General features: G+C 68.6%; 14 protein-coding genes. 9 read left to right on the forward strand and 5 right to left on the reverse strand.

All coding sequences use genetic code 11. The features are described 5' to 3' along the window. Window positions 1-3: 3 nt before the first annotated feature. Complete coding sequence (locus ACEN9J_RS21315) at window positions 4-2,955, reverse strand: DNA topoisomerase III (protein ID WP_413761987.1); 2,952 nt, start codon at window positions 2,953-2,955, stop codon at window positions 4-6. A gap of 140 nt (window positions 2,956-3,095) precedes the next feature. Here ACEN9J_RS21315 and ACEN9J_RS21320 point away from each other — a divergent pair, with 140 nt between their 5' ends. Genes ACEN9J_RS21320 through ACEN9J_RS21330 form a run of 3 tightly spaced genes read left to right on the forward strand, consistent with a single transcriptional unit; the run spans window position 3,096 to window position 4,863 of the window. Then, the gene (locus ACEN9J_RS21320; RefSeq protein WP_413761988.1) at window positions 3,096-3,809 is read left to right on the forward strand and encodes an SET domain-containing protein; all 714 of its coding nucleotides are present in this window, start codon (window positions 3,096-3,098) and stop codon (window positions 3,807-3,809) included. 2 nt (window positions 3,810-3,811) lie between these two features. Further along, a complete protein-coding gene (locus ACEN9J_RS21325) occupies window positions 3,812-4,639 on the forward strand; it encodes a biotin--[acetyl-CoA-carboxylase] ligase (protein WP_413761989.1) in 828 nt (275 codons plus the stop codon). 14 nt (window positions 4,640-4,653) lie between these two features. Beyond that, complete coding sequence (locus ACEN9J_RS21330; RefSeq protein ID WP_413761990.1) at window positions 4,654-4,863, forward strand: sporulation protein; 210 nt, start codon at window positions 4,654-4,656, stop codon at window positions 4,861-4,863. Window positions 4,864-4,872: 9 nt separating this feature from the next. Here the strand turns inward: ACEN9J_RS21330 and ACEN9J_RS21335 are convergent, their stop codons facing one another. The 3 genes from ACEN9J_RS21335 to ACEN9J_RS21345 form a co-directional block, all read right to left on the reverse strand. Continuing rightward, a complete protein-coding gene (locus ACEN9J_RS21335) occupies window positions 4,873-6,312 on the reverse strand; it encodes a sensor histidine kinase (protein ID WP_057593708.1) in 1,440 nt (479 codons plus the stop codon). Between the two features lie 37 nt (window positions 6,313-6,349). Continuing rightward, entirely contained in the window at window positions 6,350-7,021 is a 672-nt protein-coding gene (locus ACEN9J_RS21340; protein WP_057593707.1) for a response regulator transcription factor, read from the reverse strand. 73 nt (window positions 7,022-7,094) lie between these two features. Next, window positions 7,095-7,580, reverse strand: coding sequence for a MarR family winged helix-turn-helix transcriptional regulator (locus ACEN9J_RS21345; RefSeq protein ID WP_209540139.1), 486 nt, complete (start codon window positions 7,578-7,580; stop codon window positions 7,095-7,097). Between the two features lie 146 nt (window positions 7,581-7,726). On the opposite strand from ACEN9J_RS21345, the gene recA reads away from it, so the two are divergent. The 4 genes from recA to ACEN9J_RS21365 all read left to right on the forward strand — a co-directional run bounded on the left by recA (window position 7,727) and on the right by ACEN9J_RS21365 (window position 10,547). After that, a complete protein-coding gene (recA, locus tag ACEN9J_RS21350) occupies window positions 7,727-8,788 on the forward strand; it encodes a recombinase RecA (protein ID WP_057593705.1) in 1,062 nt (353 codons plus the stop codon). Between the two features lie 67 nt (window positions 8,789-8,855). Next, a complete protein-coding gene (gene recX / locus ACEN9J_RS21355) occupies window positions 8,856-9,311 on the forward strand; it encodes a recombination regulator RecX (protein WP_057593704.1) in 456 nt (151 codons plus the stop codon). Then, a complete protein-coding gene (locus ACEN9J_RS21360; protein WP_413761991.1) occupies window positions 9,298-9,720 on the forward strand; it encodes an SRPBCC family protein in 423 nt (140 codons plus the stop codon). Before recX ends, ACEN9J_RS21360 begins: the two co-directional genes overlap by 14 nt. Window positions 9,721-9,794: 74 nt before the next feature. Then, window positions 9,795-10,547, forward strand: a complete 753-nt coding sequence (locus tag ACEN9J_RS21365) for a hypothetical protein (RefSeq protein WP_413761992.1) — start codon at window positions 9,795-9,797, stop codon at window positions 10,545-10,547. Between the two features lie 52 nt (window positions 10,548-10,599). Here the strand turns inward: ACEN9J_RS21365 and argC are convergent, their stop codons facing one another. Further along, window positions 10,600-11,523 carry an N-acetyl-gamma-glutamyl-phosphate reductase gene (gene argC / locus ACEN9J_RS21370; RefSeq protein ID WP_057593701.1) on the reverse strand — a complete coding sequence of 308 codons (924 nt, stop codon included), beginning with the start codon at window positions 11,521-11,523 and terminating at the stop codon, window positions 10,600-10,602. A 208-nt stretch (window positions 11,524-11,731) separates the two neighbouring features. Between argC and sucC the strand changes: the two genes are divergently transcribed. Together sucC and sucD are read left to right on the forward strand one after the other, a co-directional pair. Next, window positions 11,732-12,898, forward strand: a complete 1,167-nt coding sequence (sucC, locus tag ACEN9J_RS21375; protein ID WP_057593700.1) for an ADP-forming succinate--CoA ligase subunit beta — start codon at window positions 11,732-11,734, stop codon at window positions 12,896-12,898. Between the two features lie 11 nt (window positions 12,899-12,909). After that, the gene (gene sucD / locus ACEN9J_RS21380) at window positions 12,910-13,803 is read left to right on the forward strand and encodes a succinate--CoA ligase subunit alpha (protein ID WP_057593699.1); all 894 of its coding nucleotides are present in this window, start codon (window positions 12,910-12,912) and stop codon (window positions 13,801-13,803) included. The last annotated feature ends 85 nt before the right edge of the window (window positions 13,804-13,888 follow it).

Genomic DNA, 13,888 nt, shown 5'->3' on the forward strand with positions numbered 1-13,888 from the left:
GGCTCAGGGCGCCGTGAGGTGCTTGCCCACGATGCCCGCGAGCTCGAACATCGTCACCTGGTCCTTGCCGAACACCGGCTTGAGCTTGGCGTCGGCATTGATCGAGCGCTTGTCCTTCGCGTCCTGCAGGCCGTTGGCCTTGATGTAGTCCCAGAGCTTCTTGACCACCTCGGTGCGCGCCACCGGCTCGTTGCCGATCACCGCGGCGAGCGCGTCGCTAGGCTTGAGGCCGGCGCCGGTCTTGCGCGGCGCCTTCTTCTCGGCCGGTGCCTTCTTGGCCGCGGGCGCCTTCTTCGCCGCCACCTTCTTGGCGGCCGCGGTCTTGCCGGCCGGCGCGGCCTTGCCGAAGGTCTTGCGCGGCGGGAATTTGCTGCCGCCCTCGCGTGGCGCGAACTCGAAGGTCACCTTGCCTTCTTCGGCGTTCCAGGTCAGGAAGGCCTTGAAGGCGCGGCGCGTGCGCATCGAGACGAACTTGTCGAGCAGGTCGGTCTTGCCGGTGGCCAGCAGCTTCTCCATCTGCGCGCGTTCCACCGGCTGCTGCAGGATGATCTTGCCGGTCTTGAAGGTGCAGCTCGGCGTGGGCTGGGCCTGGGTCGGCACCGACTTCTCGCAGACGTAGTTGCTGCCGTGCTCGAACACGGGCGCGCCGCAGATCGGGCACGGGCCGACCGTGTCCTGCTCGCTGAAATCGATGATCTCGCCGCTGTCCTCGTTCTTGTCGTCGCCGAAGTCGAACTCCAGCTTCCAGTTCTTCGCCTCCTCGTCGTACTTGAGCACGATCTCGGAGGTGAAGGGCCAGCCGGCCTTGGAGCGGAAGCCCTCGAGCGGGCCGATGTGCTTGTCGCGCAGGAGCGCCTCGGCCTCGGCGACCTCGAAGGTGCGCCCGGCCGGCGACTTGCCGAACGAGAAGCCGCAGGCGTCCTCGCCGGTGCCGCTCTTGCCGGTGCAGCCGTAGCGGCGGTAGTTCTCCTTCACCACGCCGCCGCAGTTGGGGCAGGGCGTGGCCAGGGTCGTGTAGTCGCCGGGCACGGTGTCGCGGTCGTACTCCTTGGCCTTCTTGACGATGTGCTCGGTCATCGCCGCGATCTCGCGCATGAAGGCGTCGCGGCTGAGCGACCCCTTCTCCATCTGCGCGAGCTTGTATTCCCACTCGCCGGTGAGCTCGGCCTTGGAGAGTTCCTCCACGCCGAGGCCGCGCAGCAGCGTCATGAGCTGGAAGGCCTTGGCGGTCGGGATCAGCTCGCGGCCCTCGCGCAGCATGTACTTCTCGGCGATCAGGCCTTCGATGGTGGCCGCGCGCGTGGCTGGCGTGCCCAGGCCCTTCTCCTGCATGGCCTCGCGCAGTTCCTCGTCGTCGATGGTCTTGCCCGCGCCTTCCATGGCGCCGAGCAGCGTGGCTTCGGAGTAGCGCGCCGGCGGGCGCGTCTTCAGGCCCTTGGTGTCGACCGTCTCGGCCAGCACCATCTCGCCGGGCTTCACCGGCACCAGGTTCTTGCCGTCCTTCTCGTCGTCGTCGCTGACGGCTTCCTTGCCGTAGATCGCGAGCCAGCCCGGCTTGACCAGCACCTTGCCGTCGGAACGGAAGGCGTAGTTCTTGCCGGCCTGCGCCACCGTGCTGACGCGGGTCGTGACCTGGTATTCGGCGCTCGGGAAGAACACCGACAGGAAGCGGCGCACCACGAAGTCGTACAGGCGCTGTTCGGCTTCCGACAGGCCGCTGGGCGCCTGCAGGGTCGGGATGATCGCGAAGTGATCCGACACCTTCGCGTTGTCGAAGATGCGCTTGCTCGGCTTCACGTAGTTCTGGTCGATCGCCTGCTGCGCGAACGGCGCGAGGTGGCGCATGCCGCTGGTGGCGAGCATGCCCATGGTCTGCTTGACCACCGGCAGGTAGTCCTCGGGCAGGGCGCGCGAGTCGGTCCGCGGGTAGGTCAGCGCCTTGTGGCGTTCGTACAGGCTCTGGGCCAGCGCCAGCGTGGTCTTGGCCGAGAAGCCGAAGCGGCTGTTGGCCTCGCGCTGCAGCGAGGTCAGGTCGAACAGCTGGGGCGACGCTTGCGTGGTGGGCTTGCTTTCTTCCGTGACGCTGGCGGGCTTGCCGCGCGCGGCCTGCGCGATGGCGAGCGCGTCGCGCTCGTTCCAGATCCGGTCGGCACGCTGCTCGGGGTCGGGCTCGCCGTTGGGCAGCAGCGGCGCGTTGGCCTTCTTCCAGGCCGGGTCGAACCACTTGCCCGGATAGTGGCCGGCTTCGGCCAGGAAGCTGGCGTGCACTTCCCAGTAGTCGCGCGAGACGAACTTGCGGATCTGCTCCTCGCGCTCGACCACCACCGACAGCGTGGGCGTCTGCACCCGGCCCACGGTGGTCAGGAAGAAGCCGCCGTCGCGCGAGTTGAAGGCCGTCATCGCGCGCGTGCCGTTGATGCCCACCAGCCAGTCGGCCTCGGAGCGCGAGCGCGCTGCGTCGGCCAGGCCCTGCATCTGCTTCTCGGTGCGCAGCGAGTCGAAGCCGTCGCGGATCGCCTGCGGCGTCATCGACTGCAGCCACAGCCGGCGCACCGGCTTGTTCAGGCCCGTCTTGCCGCCGGCGTACTGCTCGATCAGGCGGAAGATCAGCTCGCCCTCGCGGCCCGCGTCGCAGGCGTTCACGAGCTGGGTCACGTCCTTGCGCTTGGCCTGCTTGACCACCGCGTTGAGGCGGGTCTTGGTCTTGTCGACCGGCTTGAGGTCGAAGTGCGGCGGGATCACCGGCAGGTTGGCGAAGCTCCACTTGCCGCGCTTGACGTCGAACTCCTCGGGCGCCTGGATTTCCACCAGGTGGCCGACGGCACTGGTCACGACGTACTGGTCGTTCTCGAAGTGCTCGTCGTGCTTGTCGAACTTGCCGGCCACCGGCGTGAGCGCACGCACGATGTCCTGCGCCACCGACGGTTTTTCTGCAATAACCAATGTCTTCGTCATCTGTGCTCTCTCAACTGTTTCGCCAAGCCGGCTCGCGGGCCATGCGCGCAGCGCCATGGGCTCTCTCTATACTCGGCGGCTTCTCGCGTGCGCACACGCGCACGCGCATGTGTGCATATTCAAACTAACAGACTTCGGCGATGCCTTCCAAATCCCCACTTTCCAACGCCCGCCGAATCCAGACGCGGCGTTCCTCCGTTCATGGGAACGGCGTGTTCGCGGTGCAGGACCTGGCCGAAGGCGAGCGGATCATCGAATACAAGGGCGAGATCATCACGTGGAAGGAGGCCCTGCGCCGCCATCCGCACGATCCGGCCCAGCCGAATCACACTTTCTACTTCCACATCGACGACGGGCGCGTGATCGACGGCAACGTCGACGGCAATGCGGCCCGCTGGATCAACCACTCGTGCGAGCCCAATTGCGAAGCCGACGAGGTCGATGGGCGCGTTTATATCAAGGCGCTGCGCAACATCGCGGCCGGCGAGGAACTCAACTACGACTACGGCCTGATCATCGACGAGCCGTACACCGAGAAGCTGCTGTCCGAGTTCCCGTGCTACTGCGGCTCCGAGCAATGCCGCGGCACGCTGCTCACGCCGAAGGACGACGACGAGGACGACAAGAAGAAAAAGAAGAAGGCGAAGAAGAAGGAAGCGAAGAAGGCCGAAAAGAAGAAGGCTGACAAGAAGGCGGAGAAGAAAGCCGAAAAGAAGGCCGACAAGAAGTCGGACAAGAAGAAGGACGGCAAGAAGAAGGACAAGGAAGCGAAGGCCGACAAGCCGGCCAAGCCGAAGAAGGCCGAGGCGGTCGCCGAGACCGCCCCCGTCGCGGCCGGCAACGGCGGGCTCTGAGCATGGCCGCCGGCGGCAGCGCCCTGCGGTGGCACGAGGAGCGGATCGCCGCCGCGGTCGCCCCGCTGCTGCCGGGCTTCGCGGCCGAGGTGGTCGCCGAGGTCGATTCCACCAACACCGAACTCATGCGGCGCGCGCGCGCCGGGCGGACCGAGCCCGTGCTGCTGGTCGCCGAGCGCCAGACCGCGGGCCGCGGCCGGCTCGGCCGGCCCTGGCAGAGCGCGCAGCAGCCCGGCGACGATGTCGCGCCGTCGCTGACCTTCTCGCTGGGCCTTCCGCTCGCGCCGGCCGACTGGTCGGGCCTCTCGCTCGCGGTCGGCGTGAGCCTGGCCGAGAACCTCGATCCCACGGGCGCGGCCAGGCTCGGGCTCAAGTGGCCCAACGACCTCTGGGTCGACGAGCGCAAGCTCGTGGGCATCCTGATCGAGACCGCGCTGCCGCATGCCGGAGGTGCCGCACCGGCGCCGCGCTACGTGGTGATCGGCATCGGCGTGAACATCGGCGCGCGCGAGGCCGAGGGCATGCGCACGCCGCCCGCCTGGATGCGCCAGTGGCGCCCCGACGCCACGTCTCCCGCGGTGCTGGCCGAGCTGATCCCGCCGCTGGTGCGCGACGTGCTCGCCTTCGGCGCGCGCGGCTTCGCGCCGTTCGCCGAGCGCTTCGCGGCGCGCGACGTGCTGCGCGGGCGCGAGGTGGTGCTCAGCGACGGCCGCGCGGGCCTGTGCGAAGGCGTCTCGTGGACCGGCGAGCTGCAGGTGCGCACGGCCGAGGGCCTGCAGGCCATCGTCAGCGACGAAGTCAGCGTGCGGCCGCGCGGCATGGCCCTCTGAGACCGGACGCCGCGATGCCGCTGCGCCTGCTCGTGATCGCCCTGCTGGTCCTCAACGGCGGCTACTGGCTGTGGTCGCGCGGCGACCTCGCGGGCTTCGGCCTCGCGCCGGCGGGGCTCGACGAGCGCGATCCGCAGCGCCTCACGCGGCAGATCCATCCCGAGTACTTGCAGATCCGCGCCGAGTCGCCGAAGGCCGGCGCGTCGGACGCCAGCGCCCGATAGGCCAGCCGTTCAGGCCGGCGCGCTCTCGAAGCGCACCGTGAAGCGCGCGCCCGGCGGCTGCCGCTCGGGATGCGCGTCCTCGAGCGTCACCTGCGCATGATGCTGGTTCGCGATCTCGCGCACGATCGGCAGTCCCAGGCCCGAGCCGTCGGCCTCGTTGCCGAGCACGCGGTAGAAGGGTTCGAACACGAGCTCGCGGTCGGCTTCGGAAATGCCCGGGCCGTTGTCCTCCACCTGCAGCAGCAGCACCCGGCCGAAGGGATCGGCCAGCACCCGCGCGGTGATCACGCCGGCGCGTTCGGGCCGCGAGGGCGTGTAGTTGATCGCGTTGTCGACCAGGTTGCGCACCAGCTCCTTGAGCAGGGTCGGGTTGCCCTCGAGCACCACGCCGCGCGAGCCGGGATCGACACCGTCGTAGCCGAGGTCGATGCGCTTCTCGATCGCGCGCGGCACCGCCTCGCGCACCACCTCGATCGTGAGCCGCGCCAGGTCGCAGGGCTGGCGATGGGCGCCGGCGCTGTTGCCCTCGGCGCGTGCCAGCGACAGCAGCTGGTTCACCGTGTGGGTGGCGCGCACGCTGGCGCGGCCGATCTGCTTGAGCGACTGCTTGAGCTCGTCGGCGTTGGCGTTCTCGCGCTGCGCCAGGTCGGCCTGCATGCGCAGGCCCGCGAGCGGCGTCTTGAGCTGGTGCGCCGCGTCGGCCAGGAAGCGCTTCTGCGTGTCGATGGAATCGTTGAGCTTGTCGAGCAGCTCGTTGACCGAGGACACCAGCGGCACCACTTCCAGCGGCACCGAGGATTCGTCGAGCGGGCTCAGGTCGCCAGGGCGGCGCTCGCGGATGCGCGCCTCCACCACCGACAGCGGCTTGATGCCGCGCACCAGCGCCAGCCAGATCAGCAGCACCGCGAGCGGCAGGATCGCGAACTGCGGCAGCAGCACGCCCTTGATGATCTCGGCCGCCAGCAGCGACTGCTTCTGGCGCGTCTCGGCCATCTGCAGCAGCGCGGGCGGCGCGTCGGGATGCTCGCCGGCCAGCCAGACCGAGGCCACGCGCACCGGCTTGCCGTTCATCTCGCCGTCGCGCAGCGAGACCTGGCCGATCACCGGCGGCTCGTCGAGGCTGGGATGCGGCACGTCGCGCTCGCCGCTGAGCAGCGCGCCGTGGCTGTCGAGCACCTGGTAGTACACGCGGTCGGCATCGTCGCCGCGCAGGATCTCGCGCGCCGACTGCGGCAGTTCGAAGCGCGGGCCGCCCTTCTGCGTCGTGACCATGCGCGCCAGCGTCTCGACGTTGTGCTCGAGCGCGCGGTCGAAGGGCGCGTTGGCGATGCCCTGCGCCACCAGCCAGGTCACGCCGATGCTGACCGGCACCAGCAGCAGCAGCGGCGTGAGCATCCAGTCGAGGATCTCGCCGAACAGGGAGCGCTGCGCGCGCTGGAAGAGTTTCATCGGGCCGGACCCGCCGCGCCTGGCGGCCGCGCGGGCGTCACTGGATCTTTTCGAGGCAGTAGCCGAGCCCGCGCACCGTGGCGATGCGCACCGGGCCCTTCTCGATCTTTTTGCGCAGGCGGTGGATGTAGACCTCGATCGCGTTGAGGCTCACCTCCTCGCCCCATTCGCACAGCCGCTCCACCAGCTGGTCCTTGCTGACCAGCCGGCCCGCGCGCTGCAGCAGCACCTCGAGCAGGCCCAGCTCGCGCGCCGACAGCTCGACCATCTTGCCGTCGAGCGTGGCGACGCGGCCGGCCTGGTCGTAGACCAGCGGGCCGTGCTTGATCGCGTTGCTGGTGGTGCCCATGCCGCGGCGCGTGAGGGCGCGCACGCGCGCCTCGAGCTCCTGCAGGCTGAAGGGCTTGGCCATGTAGTCGTCGGCGCCGTTGTCCAGGCCCTTGACGCGCTCCTCCACGCTGTCGGCCGCCGTCAGCACCAGCACCGGCAGCTGCGAGCCGCGCGCGCGCAGGCGCTTGAGGATCTCGATGCCGTGCAGGCTCGGCAGGCCGAGGTCGAGGATCAGCAGGTCGAACTCGCTGTGGGTCATGAGCGCGGTGTCGGCCTCGGAGCCGTTGGCCACGTGGTCGACCGCGGCGCCCGAGGTGCGCAGGCTGCGCAGCAGGGCGTCGGCCAGCACCTGGTCGTCCTCGGCAATCAGAATCCGCATAGCCCACCTCCAGCCCGGTTCGCGCCGCGGGGCGGCGCCGTTGCACGTTCGTTGTCTCCGCTCGGCAGGGAGTCTAGCCCGCCGTATAGGCTTCCAGACCGATGGTTACCACGGTGGCGACCTCGTCGCCCACGCTGGCGCGGAACTCGCGCTCGGCCTGCGTCACCGCCTGGCGGAAGGCCTCGAGCCAGGCCAGGCCGTCGGCCGTGAACAGCACGCGCCGTGCGCGCGCATCGAGCGGATCGGGCCCGCGCGTGACCAGCCCCCAGGCCTCGCACTGGTCGACCAGCGCGCCCATGGCCTGCTTGGTCATGCCGGCGCGCTCGGCGAGCTCGGTCAGGCGCGAGCCCTCGCGCGAGAGGTGGCGTGTGATGTGGACGTGGGCCGCGCTGACCTGCGCGCGGGCCGCCAGGTTCGACAGCGCGAGCGGCACGTCGACGTCGTGCGCCATCAGCGCGAGCACGCGCTCGTCGAAGCGCCGCATCGCGTGGCCGAGCAGCCGGCCCAGGTGGGTCTGGCGCCAGGCATCGGGGTCGAGGGGAAAGGGGGTGTCGCTCACGGCGCCAAATGGTAAAGCAAACTGACCAAAAAATGGGTTTACTCGAATCCATCCGCCCCTACACTACTGTTCAAGCATCCAGGCTGTAGTTAAAAGCAGATGGATCCGGCAGTACACAACCCGTTGATCTTCAAGGAGTTTTTCACATGGACGCAGTCGTCAAGGGCTCGAGCATCGCAGGCGCCAACAGCGAAAAGGCCAAGGCCCTCCAGGCCGCGCTGGCCCAGATCGAGAAGCAGTTCGGCAAGGGCACGATCATGCGGCTCGGCGAAGGCGAGGCGCTCGAGGACATCCAGGTGGTCTCCACCGGCTCGCTGGGCCTCGACATCGCCCTGGGCGTCGGCGGCCTGCCGCGCGGCCGGGTGGTCGAGATCTACGGTCCTGAATCCTCGGGCAAGACCACGCTCACGCTGCAGGTCATCGCCGCCATGCAGAAGCAGGCCGGCACCTGCGCCTTCGTCGACGCCGAGCACGCGCTCGACGTGCAGTACGCCCAGAAGCTCGGCGTGAACCTGTCCGACCTGCTGATCAGCCAGCCCGACACCGGCGAGCAGGCGCTCGAGATCGTCGACTCGCTGGTGCGCTCGGGCGCCGTCGACCTGATCGTGGTCGACTCGGTCGCCGCGCTCACGCCCAAGGCCGAAATCGAAGGCGAGATGGGCGACTCGCTGCCCGGCCTGCAGGCCCGCCTGATGAGCCAGGCGCTGCGCAAGCTCACGGCCACGATCAAGAAGACCAACTGCATGGTCATCTTCATCAACCAGATCCGCATGAAGATCGGCGTGATGTTCGGCTCGCCCGAAACCACCACCGGCGGCAACGCGCTGAAGTTCTATGCCTCGGTGCGGCTGGACATCCGCCGCATCGGCACCATCAAGAAGGGCGACGAGGCCATCGGCAACGAAACCAAGGTCAAGGTGGTGAAGAACAAGGTCTCGCCCCCGTTCAAGACGGCCGAGTTCGACATCCTGTTCGGCGAGGGCATCAGCCGCGAGGGCGAGATCATCGACATGGGCGTGACCGCCAAGATCATCGACAAGTCGGGCGCCTGGTACGCCTACAACGGCGAGAAGATCGGCCAGGGCCGCGACAACGCGCGCGAGTTCCTGCGCGAGAACCCCGAGCTGTCGCGCGAGATCGAGAACAAGGTGCGCGAGTCGCTGGGCATCCCGCTGCTGGCGGCGGACGCGGCCGGCGCGGCCGAATAACCGGCCGATGCCTGCGAGCGGGGCGCCTGCGGCCGCCCCGCTTTCCGTTTCCGCCCCTGCATTTCCGATGGCATTCGATGCTCCTTCCCTGAAAGGCCGCGCGCTGCGTCTGCTGAGCCAGCGCGAGCATTCCCGTGGCGAGCTCGAGCGCAAGCTGGCGCGCTACGAGGAAGAGCCGGGCACGCTCAAGGCCGCGCTCGACGAGCTCGCGGCCAAGGACTTCATCAGCGAGGAGCGCGTGGTCGCCTCGGTGCTGCACCAGCGCGCGGGCCGGCTCGGCGCGGCGCGCGTGCGGCAGGAACTGCAGGCCAAGGGCATCGGCGCCGAGGCCATCTCGCAGGCGGTGGCCGGGCTGCAGGGCAGCGAGCTCGAACGCGCGGCCGCGCTCTGGCGCCGCCGCTTCGACGCCCCGCCCGCCGATCCCAAGGAGCGCGCGCGGCAGGCCCGCTTCCTGATGGCGCGGGGCTTTTCGGCCGCGGTGGCGGCCAAGGTGCTGAGGAGCGACATCGATGAACTCGAATGAACTCTCGCGCGTGATCACGCAGCGCGTGGCCTGCGATTGGCGCGCGGCCTATGCGCTGGCGGCCGATCCTGCGCGCCTGCCCGAATGGGCCAGCGGCCTGGCCGACGGCGCGCTGGCGCGCGAGGGCGAGGGCGAGCGTTGGGTCGCGACCACGCCCGGCGGTCGCGCGGTGCTGCGCTTCGCGCCGGCCAACGAATTCGGCGTGCTCGACCACTGGGTGGCGCCCGAGGGCGTGCCCGAGGTCTACGTGCCGTTTCGTGTCGTCGGCGTGGCGCCCGGCGCCTGCGAGCTGCAGTTCACGCTGCTGCGCCAGCCGCACATGGACGATGAGGCCTTCGCGCACGACGCCGAGTGGATCGCGCGCGACCTGCGCGCGCTGCGGGCGCTGCTCGAGGCGCCGGCCCGCTGAGCGGCCGGGCGGCCGGGGCCGCGCCAGACCGCTGGCATGATCCGCGGCTTCGAACAACGAGGAGGAGCCGCGCCATGTCATCGAACCCCGCCAACCCATCCGAGCCTCCCTCGTTGATACGCACCGGCGCCCGCGCCGGCGCGGCCTTCGTCGCTTCGGTCGCGAAGGGCATCTTCTTCGGCGCGCTGCTCGGCGGCGGCGCCTTCTTCTACTACCTGGGCCAGCTGAGCGGGCCCGGCTATCCCGGCGCACGCGCGGGCGGCGTCGGCGCGGCGCTCGCGCTGCTGACCTCGCCGCCGCTGCTGGTGGCCGTGCTGTTGGCGCTCTTCATGGGCGTGTACGTGATCCTCGGCGTGTCGCAAGGCCGCACGCGCGCGATGCAGCATCTGGTGGCCGCGCGCGGCGAAGCGGTGGCGCAGCGCCTGGGCGATGCCATCGCCGGGCGCATCGAATCGATGCCGCGCACCCACGGGGCGCTGCGGCGCGCGAGCGACTGGCTCTCGGTCGATGCGCTGAGCGCGCAGCTCGCGCCGGTGCTCGGCGATGGCAAGGCGGTGCGGGCGGTGATCGCCTTCGTGCTCGACCGGCTGCCGCTCAACGAGATGCTGGCCGAGTGGCAGCAGGGCCGCGCCGCGCAGGGCGAGCCGCAGTTGACCGTGGCGCCGCGCGGCGCGGCGCCCGCGCAGGATCCGGCCTTGCGCGCGCTGATCGCGCGACGCATCCACGAGACGCTGCAGGAGATGTCGACGCCCTCGCGCATGCCGTTCTGGATCGTGCTCGCGCTGCATGCGGCGCTGTTCGGCACGGGGCTCTGGCTGGTGGGCTGAAAACGAAAAAGGCGCCGGGGAGCCGGCGCCTTTTGAACGGGGAAGCCGCGCCTCAGAGCGACAGCATCAGCTTGAGGTTCTGCACCGCGGCGCCGCTCGCGCCCTTGCCGAGGTTGTCGAGGCGCGCGATCACCACGGCATGGCGGTGGTCCTCGTTCGGGAACACGCGGATCTCGAGCTGGTTGGTGTCGTTGAGCGCCAAAGCGTCGAGCTTGCCGTCCTCGGTGGGAGGCAGCACCTTCACGAACTGCTCGGGCGTGTTGCTCTTCGCGTAGTGCGCGGCCAGCGCCTCGTGCAGGTCGCCGGCCTTCGGCTTGCCGGGCAGCAGGTCGAGGTGCAGCGGCAACTGCACCAGCATGCCCTGCTTGAAATTGCCGACCGAGGGGATGAACACCGGGCGCTGCGTGAGGCCGGTGTATTTCATGATCTCGGGGATGTGCTTGTGCTTGAGGCCCAGCGCGTAGGTCTCGAACAGCGGCGCCTCGCCCTTCTCGTAGGCCTCGATCATGGTCCGGCCGCCGCCCGAGTAGCCGCTGACCGAGGGCAGCGCGATCGGGAAGTCGGCCGGCAGCAGGCCAGCGTCGACCAGCGGGCGCACCATGGCGATCGCGCCGGTGGCGTAGCAGCCGGGGTTGCCCACGCGGTCGGCCCGGGCCACGGCCTGCCAGTGTCCTTCGACCAGTTCGGGGAAGCCGAACACCCAGCCCGGCGCCACGCGGTGCGCGGTCGAGGCGTCGATGATCTTGGGCTTGCTGCCCGACAGCTGGTCGATCAGCGCGACCGATTCGCGCGCGGCGTCGTCGTGCAGGCACAGCACGACGAGGTCGACGCCGGCCATGAGTTCACGCTTGGCGTTCACGTCCTTGCGCAGCTCGGGCGCGATGCTCACGAGCTCGATCTGCGGCATGTTCTGCAGCCGCTCGCGAATCTGGAGGCCGGTGGTGCCGGCTTCGCCGTCGATAAAGACCTTGGCCATGGTGGGGTTGCCTGATAGAGAGGGGCCTAGAAGAAAGTACGTATTGACCGCACACGCCCGTCAGTATTGATGCGGCGCACCATGATACAGTCCGCGATTGTCCGCCGCCCCCAGCCGTCAGGCTGCCGTCGCCTGTGGACAACAGAGCCAACACCAGCCTGCCTCGATCTCCCGTTTTTCAACCTCTTCCTTCCGAGAGACATCCCTCATGAAGATTCACGAGTACCAAGGCAAGGAAATCCTTGCCAAGTTCGGCGTGCCGGTGCCGCGCGGCATTCCGGCCTACACGGTCCAGGAGGCGGTCGAAGCCGCCCAGAAGCTGGGCGGCCCGGTCTGGGTGGTCAAGGCCCAGATCCACGCAGGTGGCCGCGGCAAGGGCGGCGGCGTGAAGGTCGCCAAGACCATCGAGGACGTGAAGAAGCTGGCCGGCGAGATCCTCGGCATGCAGCTCAAGACGCACCAGACCGGCCCCGAAGGCCAGAAGGTCCGCCGCCTCTACATCGAAGACGGCGCCGACATCCAGAAGGAATACTACGTTTCGGCCGTGACCGACCGCGCCACCCAGAAGGTGGCCTTCATCGCGTCGAGCGAAGGCGGCATGGACATCGAGGAAGTGGCCCACTCCTCGCCCGAGAAGATCATCACCGTGTTCGCAGACCCGCAAAAGGGCCTGACCGACGAACAGGCCAAGCAGATCGCCGACGGCATCGGCATGCCGGCCGATTCGACCGCGCAGACGGTCGACATCCTCAAGAAGCTCTACACCTGCTACATGGAGACGGACGCCTCGCTGGTCGAGATCAACCCGCTCAACCGTGACAGCAAGGGCAACGTCATGGCGCTGGACGCCAAGTTCAACTTCGACAGCAACGCGCTGTTCCGCCACCCCGAGATCGTCGCGCTGCGCGACCTCGACGAGGAAGATCCGGCCGAAGTCGAAGCCTCGAAGTTCGATCTCGCCTACATCTCGCTCGACGGCAACATCGGCTGCCTGGTGAACGGCGCCGGCCTCGCGATGGCCACGATGGACACCATCAAGCTGTTCGGCGGCGAGCCGGCCAACTTCCTCGACGTGGGCGGCGGCGCCACCCCCGAGAAGGTCACCGAGGCCTTCAAGATCATGCTGAAGAACAAGAACGTGGAAGCCATCCTCGTCAACATCTTCGGCGGCATCATGAAGTGCGACACCATCGCCACCGGCGTGATCGCGGCCTGCAAGGCCGTGAACCTGCAAGTGCCGCTGGTCGTGCGCATGAAGGGCACCAACGAAGCCGAAGGCAAGAAGCTGCTGGCCGATTCGGGCCTGCCGATCATCAGCGCCGACACCATGGCGGAAGCGGCCCAGAAGGTCGTGGCAGCAGTCAAGAAGGCCTAAGGAACAGAGTCATGTCGATCTACATCAACAAAGACACCAAAGTCATCACCCAAGGCATCACCGGCAAGACGGGCCAGTTCCACACCGAGAAGTGCCAGGAATACGCGAACGGCAAGAACGCCTTCGTGGCCGGTGTGAACCCCAAGAAGGCCGGCGAGTCGATCTTCAACATCCCGATCTTCGGTTCGGTGAAGGAAGCCGCCACGCAGACCGGCGCCACCGTGTCGGTGATCTACGTGCCGCCGGCAGGCGCGGCGGCCGCGATCTGGGAGGCCGTCGAGGCCGACCTGGACATGGCCATCTGCATCACCGAAGGCATTCCGGTTCGCGACATGCTCGAAGTGCGCAACAAGATGAAGGCCAAGGAAGCCGCCGGCGGCAAGAAGACGCTGCTGCTCGGCCCGAACTGCCCCGGCCTGATCACGCCCGACGAGATCAAGATCGGCATCATGCCCGGCCACATCCATCGCAAGGGCCGCATCGGCGTCGTGAGCCGCTCGGGTACGCTGACCTATGAAGCCGTGGCGCAACTGACCGAGATCGGCCTGGGCCAATCGTCGGCGGTCGGCATCGGCGGCGACCCGATCAACGGCCTCAAGCACATCGACGTGATGAAGGCCTTCAACGAAGACCCCGACACCGACGCCGTGATCATGATCGGCGAAATCGGCGGTCCCGACGAAGCCGACGCCGCCCGCTGGTGCAAGGACAACATGAAGAAGCCGGTCGTCGGCTTCATCGCCGGCGTGACGGCGCCTCCCGGCAAGCGCATGGGCCATGCCGGCGCGCTGATCTCGGGCGGTGCCGACACGGCCGAGGCCAAGCTCTCCATCATGGAAGAGTGCGGCTTCACCGTGACGCGCAACTTCTCGGAACTGGCCAAGCTGCTCAAGGGCAAGCTGTAAGCCTAGGCGTTCGCGCCCGGCAAGGTCCGCAAAGAGACCTCACGCGCAAGAAAGAACAAGACGCCCGCAATCCGATTGCGGGCGT

The sequence above is a fragment of the Variovorax sp. Varisp41 genome, assembly GCF_047325085.1.
Lineage (GTDB): Bacteria > Pseudomonadota > Gammaproteobacteria > Burkholderiales > Burkholderiaceae_C > Variovorax.

Excerpts from the sequence above, each read along its gene's own strand:
- argC (WP_057593701.1), bottom strand. The coding sequence starts at position 11,523 with ATGGCCAAGGTCTTTATCGACGGCGAAGCCGGCACCACCGGCCTCCAG.
- ACEN9J_RS21320 (WP_413761988.1), top strand. The coding sequence starts at position 3,096 with ATGCCTTCCAAATCCCCACTTTCCAACGCCCGCCGAATCCAGACGCGG.
- ACEN9J_RS21360 (WP_413761991.1), top strand. The coding sequence starts at position 9,298 with ATGAACTCGAATGAACTCTCGCGCGTGATCACGCAGCGCGTGGCCTGC.
- ACEN9J_RS21365 (WP_413761992.1), top strand. The coding sequence starts at position 9,795 with ATGTCATCGAACCCCGCCAACCCATCCGAGCCTCCCTCGTTGATACGC.
- ACEN9J_RS21330 (WP_413761990.1), top strand. The coding sequence starts at position 4,654 with ATGCCGCTGCGCCTGCTCGTGATCGCCCTGCTGGTCCTCAACGGCGGC.
- recX (WP_057593704.1), top strand. The coding sequence starts at position 8,856 with ATGGCATTCGATGCTCCTTCCCTGAAAGGCCGCGCGCTGCGTCTGCTG.
- recA (WP_057593705.1), top strand. The coding sequence starts at position 7,727 with ATGGACGCAGTCGTCAAGGGCTCGAGCATCGCAGGCGCCAACAGCGAA.
- sucD (WP_057593699.1), top strand. The coding sequence starts at position 12,910 with ATGTCGATCTACATCAACAAAGACACCAAAGTCATCACCCAAGGCATC.
- ACEN9J_RS21335 (WP_057593708.1), bottom strand. The coding sequence starts at position 6,312 with ATGAAACTCTTCCAGCGCGCGCAGCGCTCCCTGTTCGGCGAGATCCTC.
- ACEN9J_RS21325 (WP_413761989.1), top strand. The coding sequence starts at position 3,812 with ATGGCCGCCGGCGGCAGCGCCCTGCGGTGGCACGAGGAGCGGATCGCC.
- sucC (WP_057593700.1), top strand. The coding sequence starts at position 11,732 with ATGAAGATTCACGAGTACCAAGGCAAGGAAATCCTTGCCAAGTTCGGC.
- ACEN9J_RS21315 (WP_413761987.1), bottom strand. The coding sequence starts at position 2,955 with ATGACGAAGACATTGGTTATTGCAGAAAAACCGTCGGTGGCGCAGGAC.
- ACEN9J_RS21340 (WP_057593707.1), bottom strand. The coding sequence starts at position 7,021 with ATGCGGATTCTGATTGCCGAGGACGACCAGGTGCTGGCCGACGCCCTG.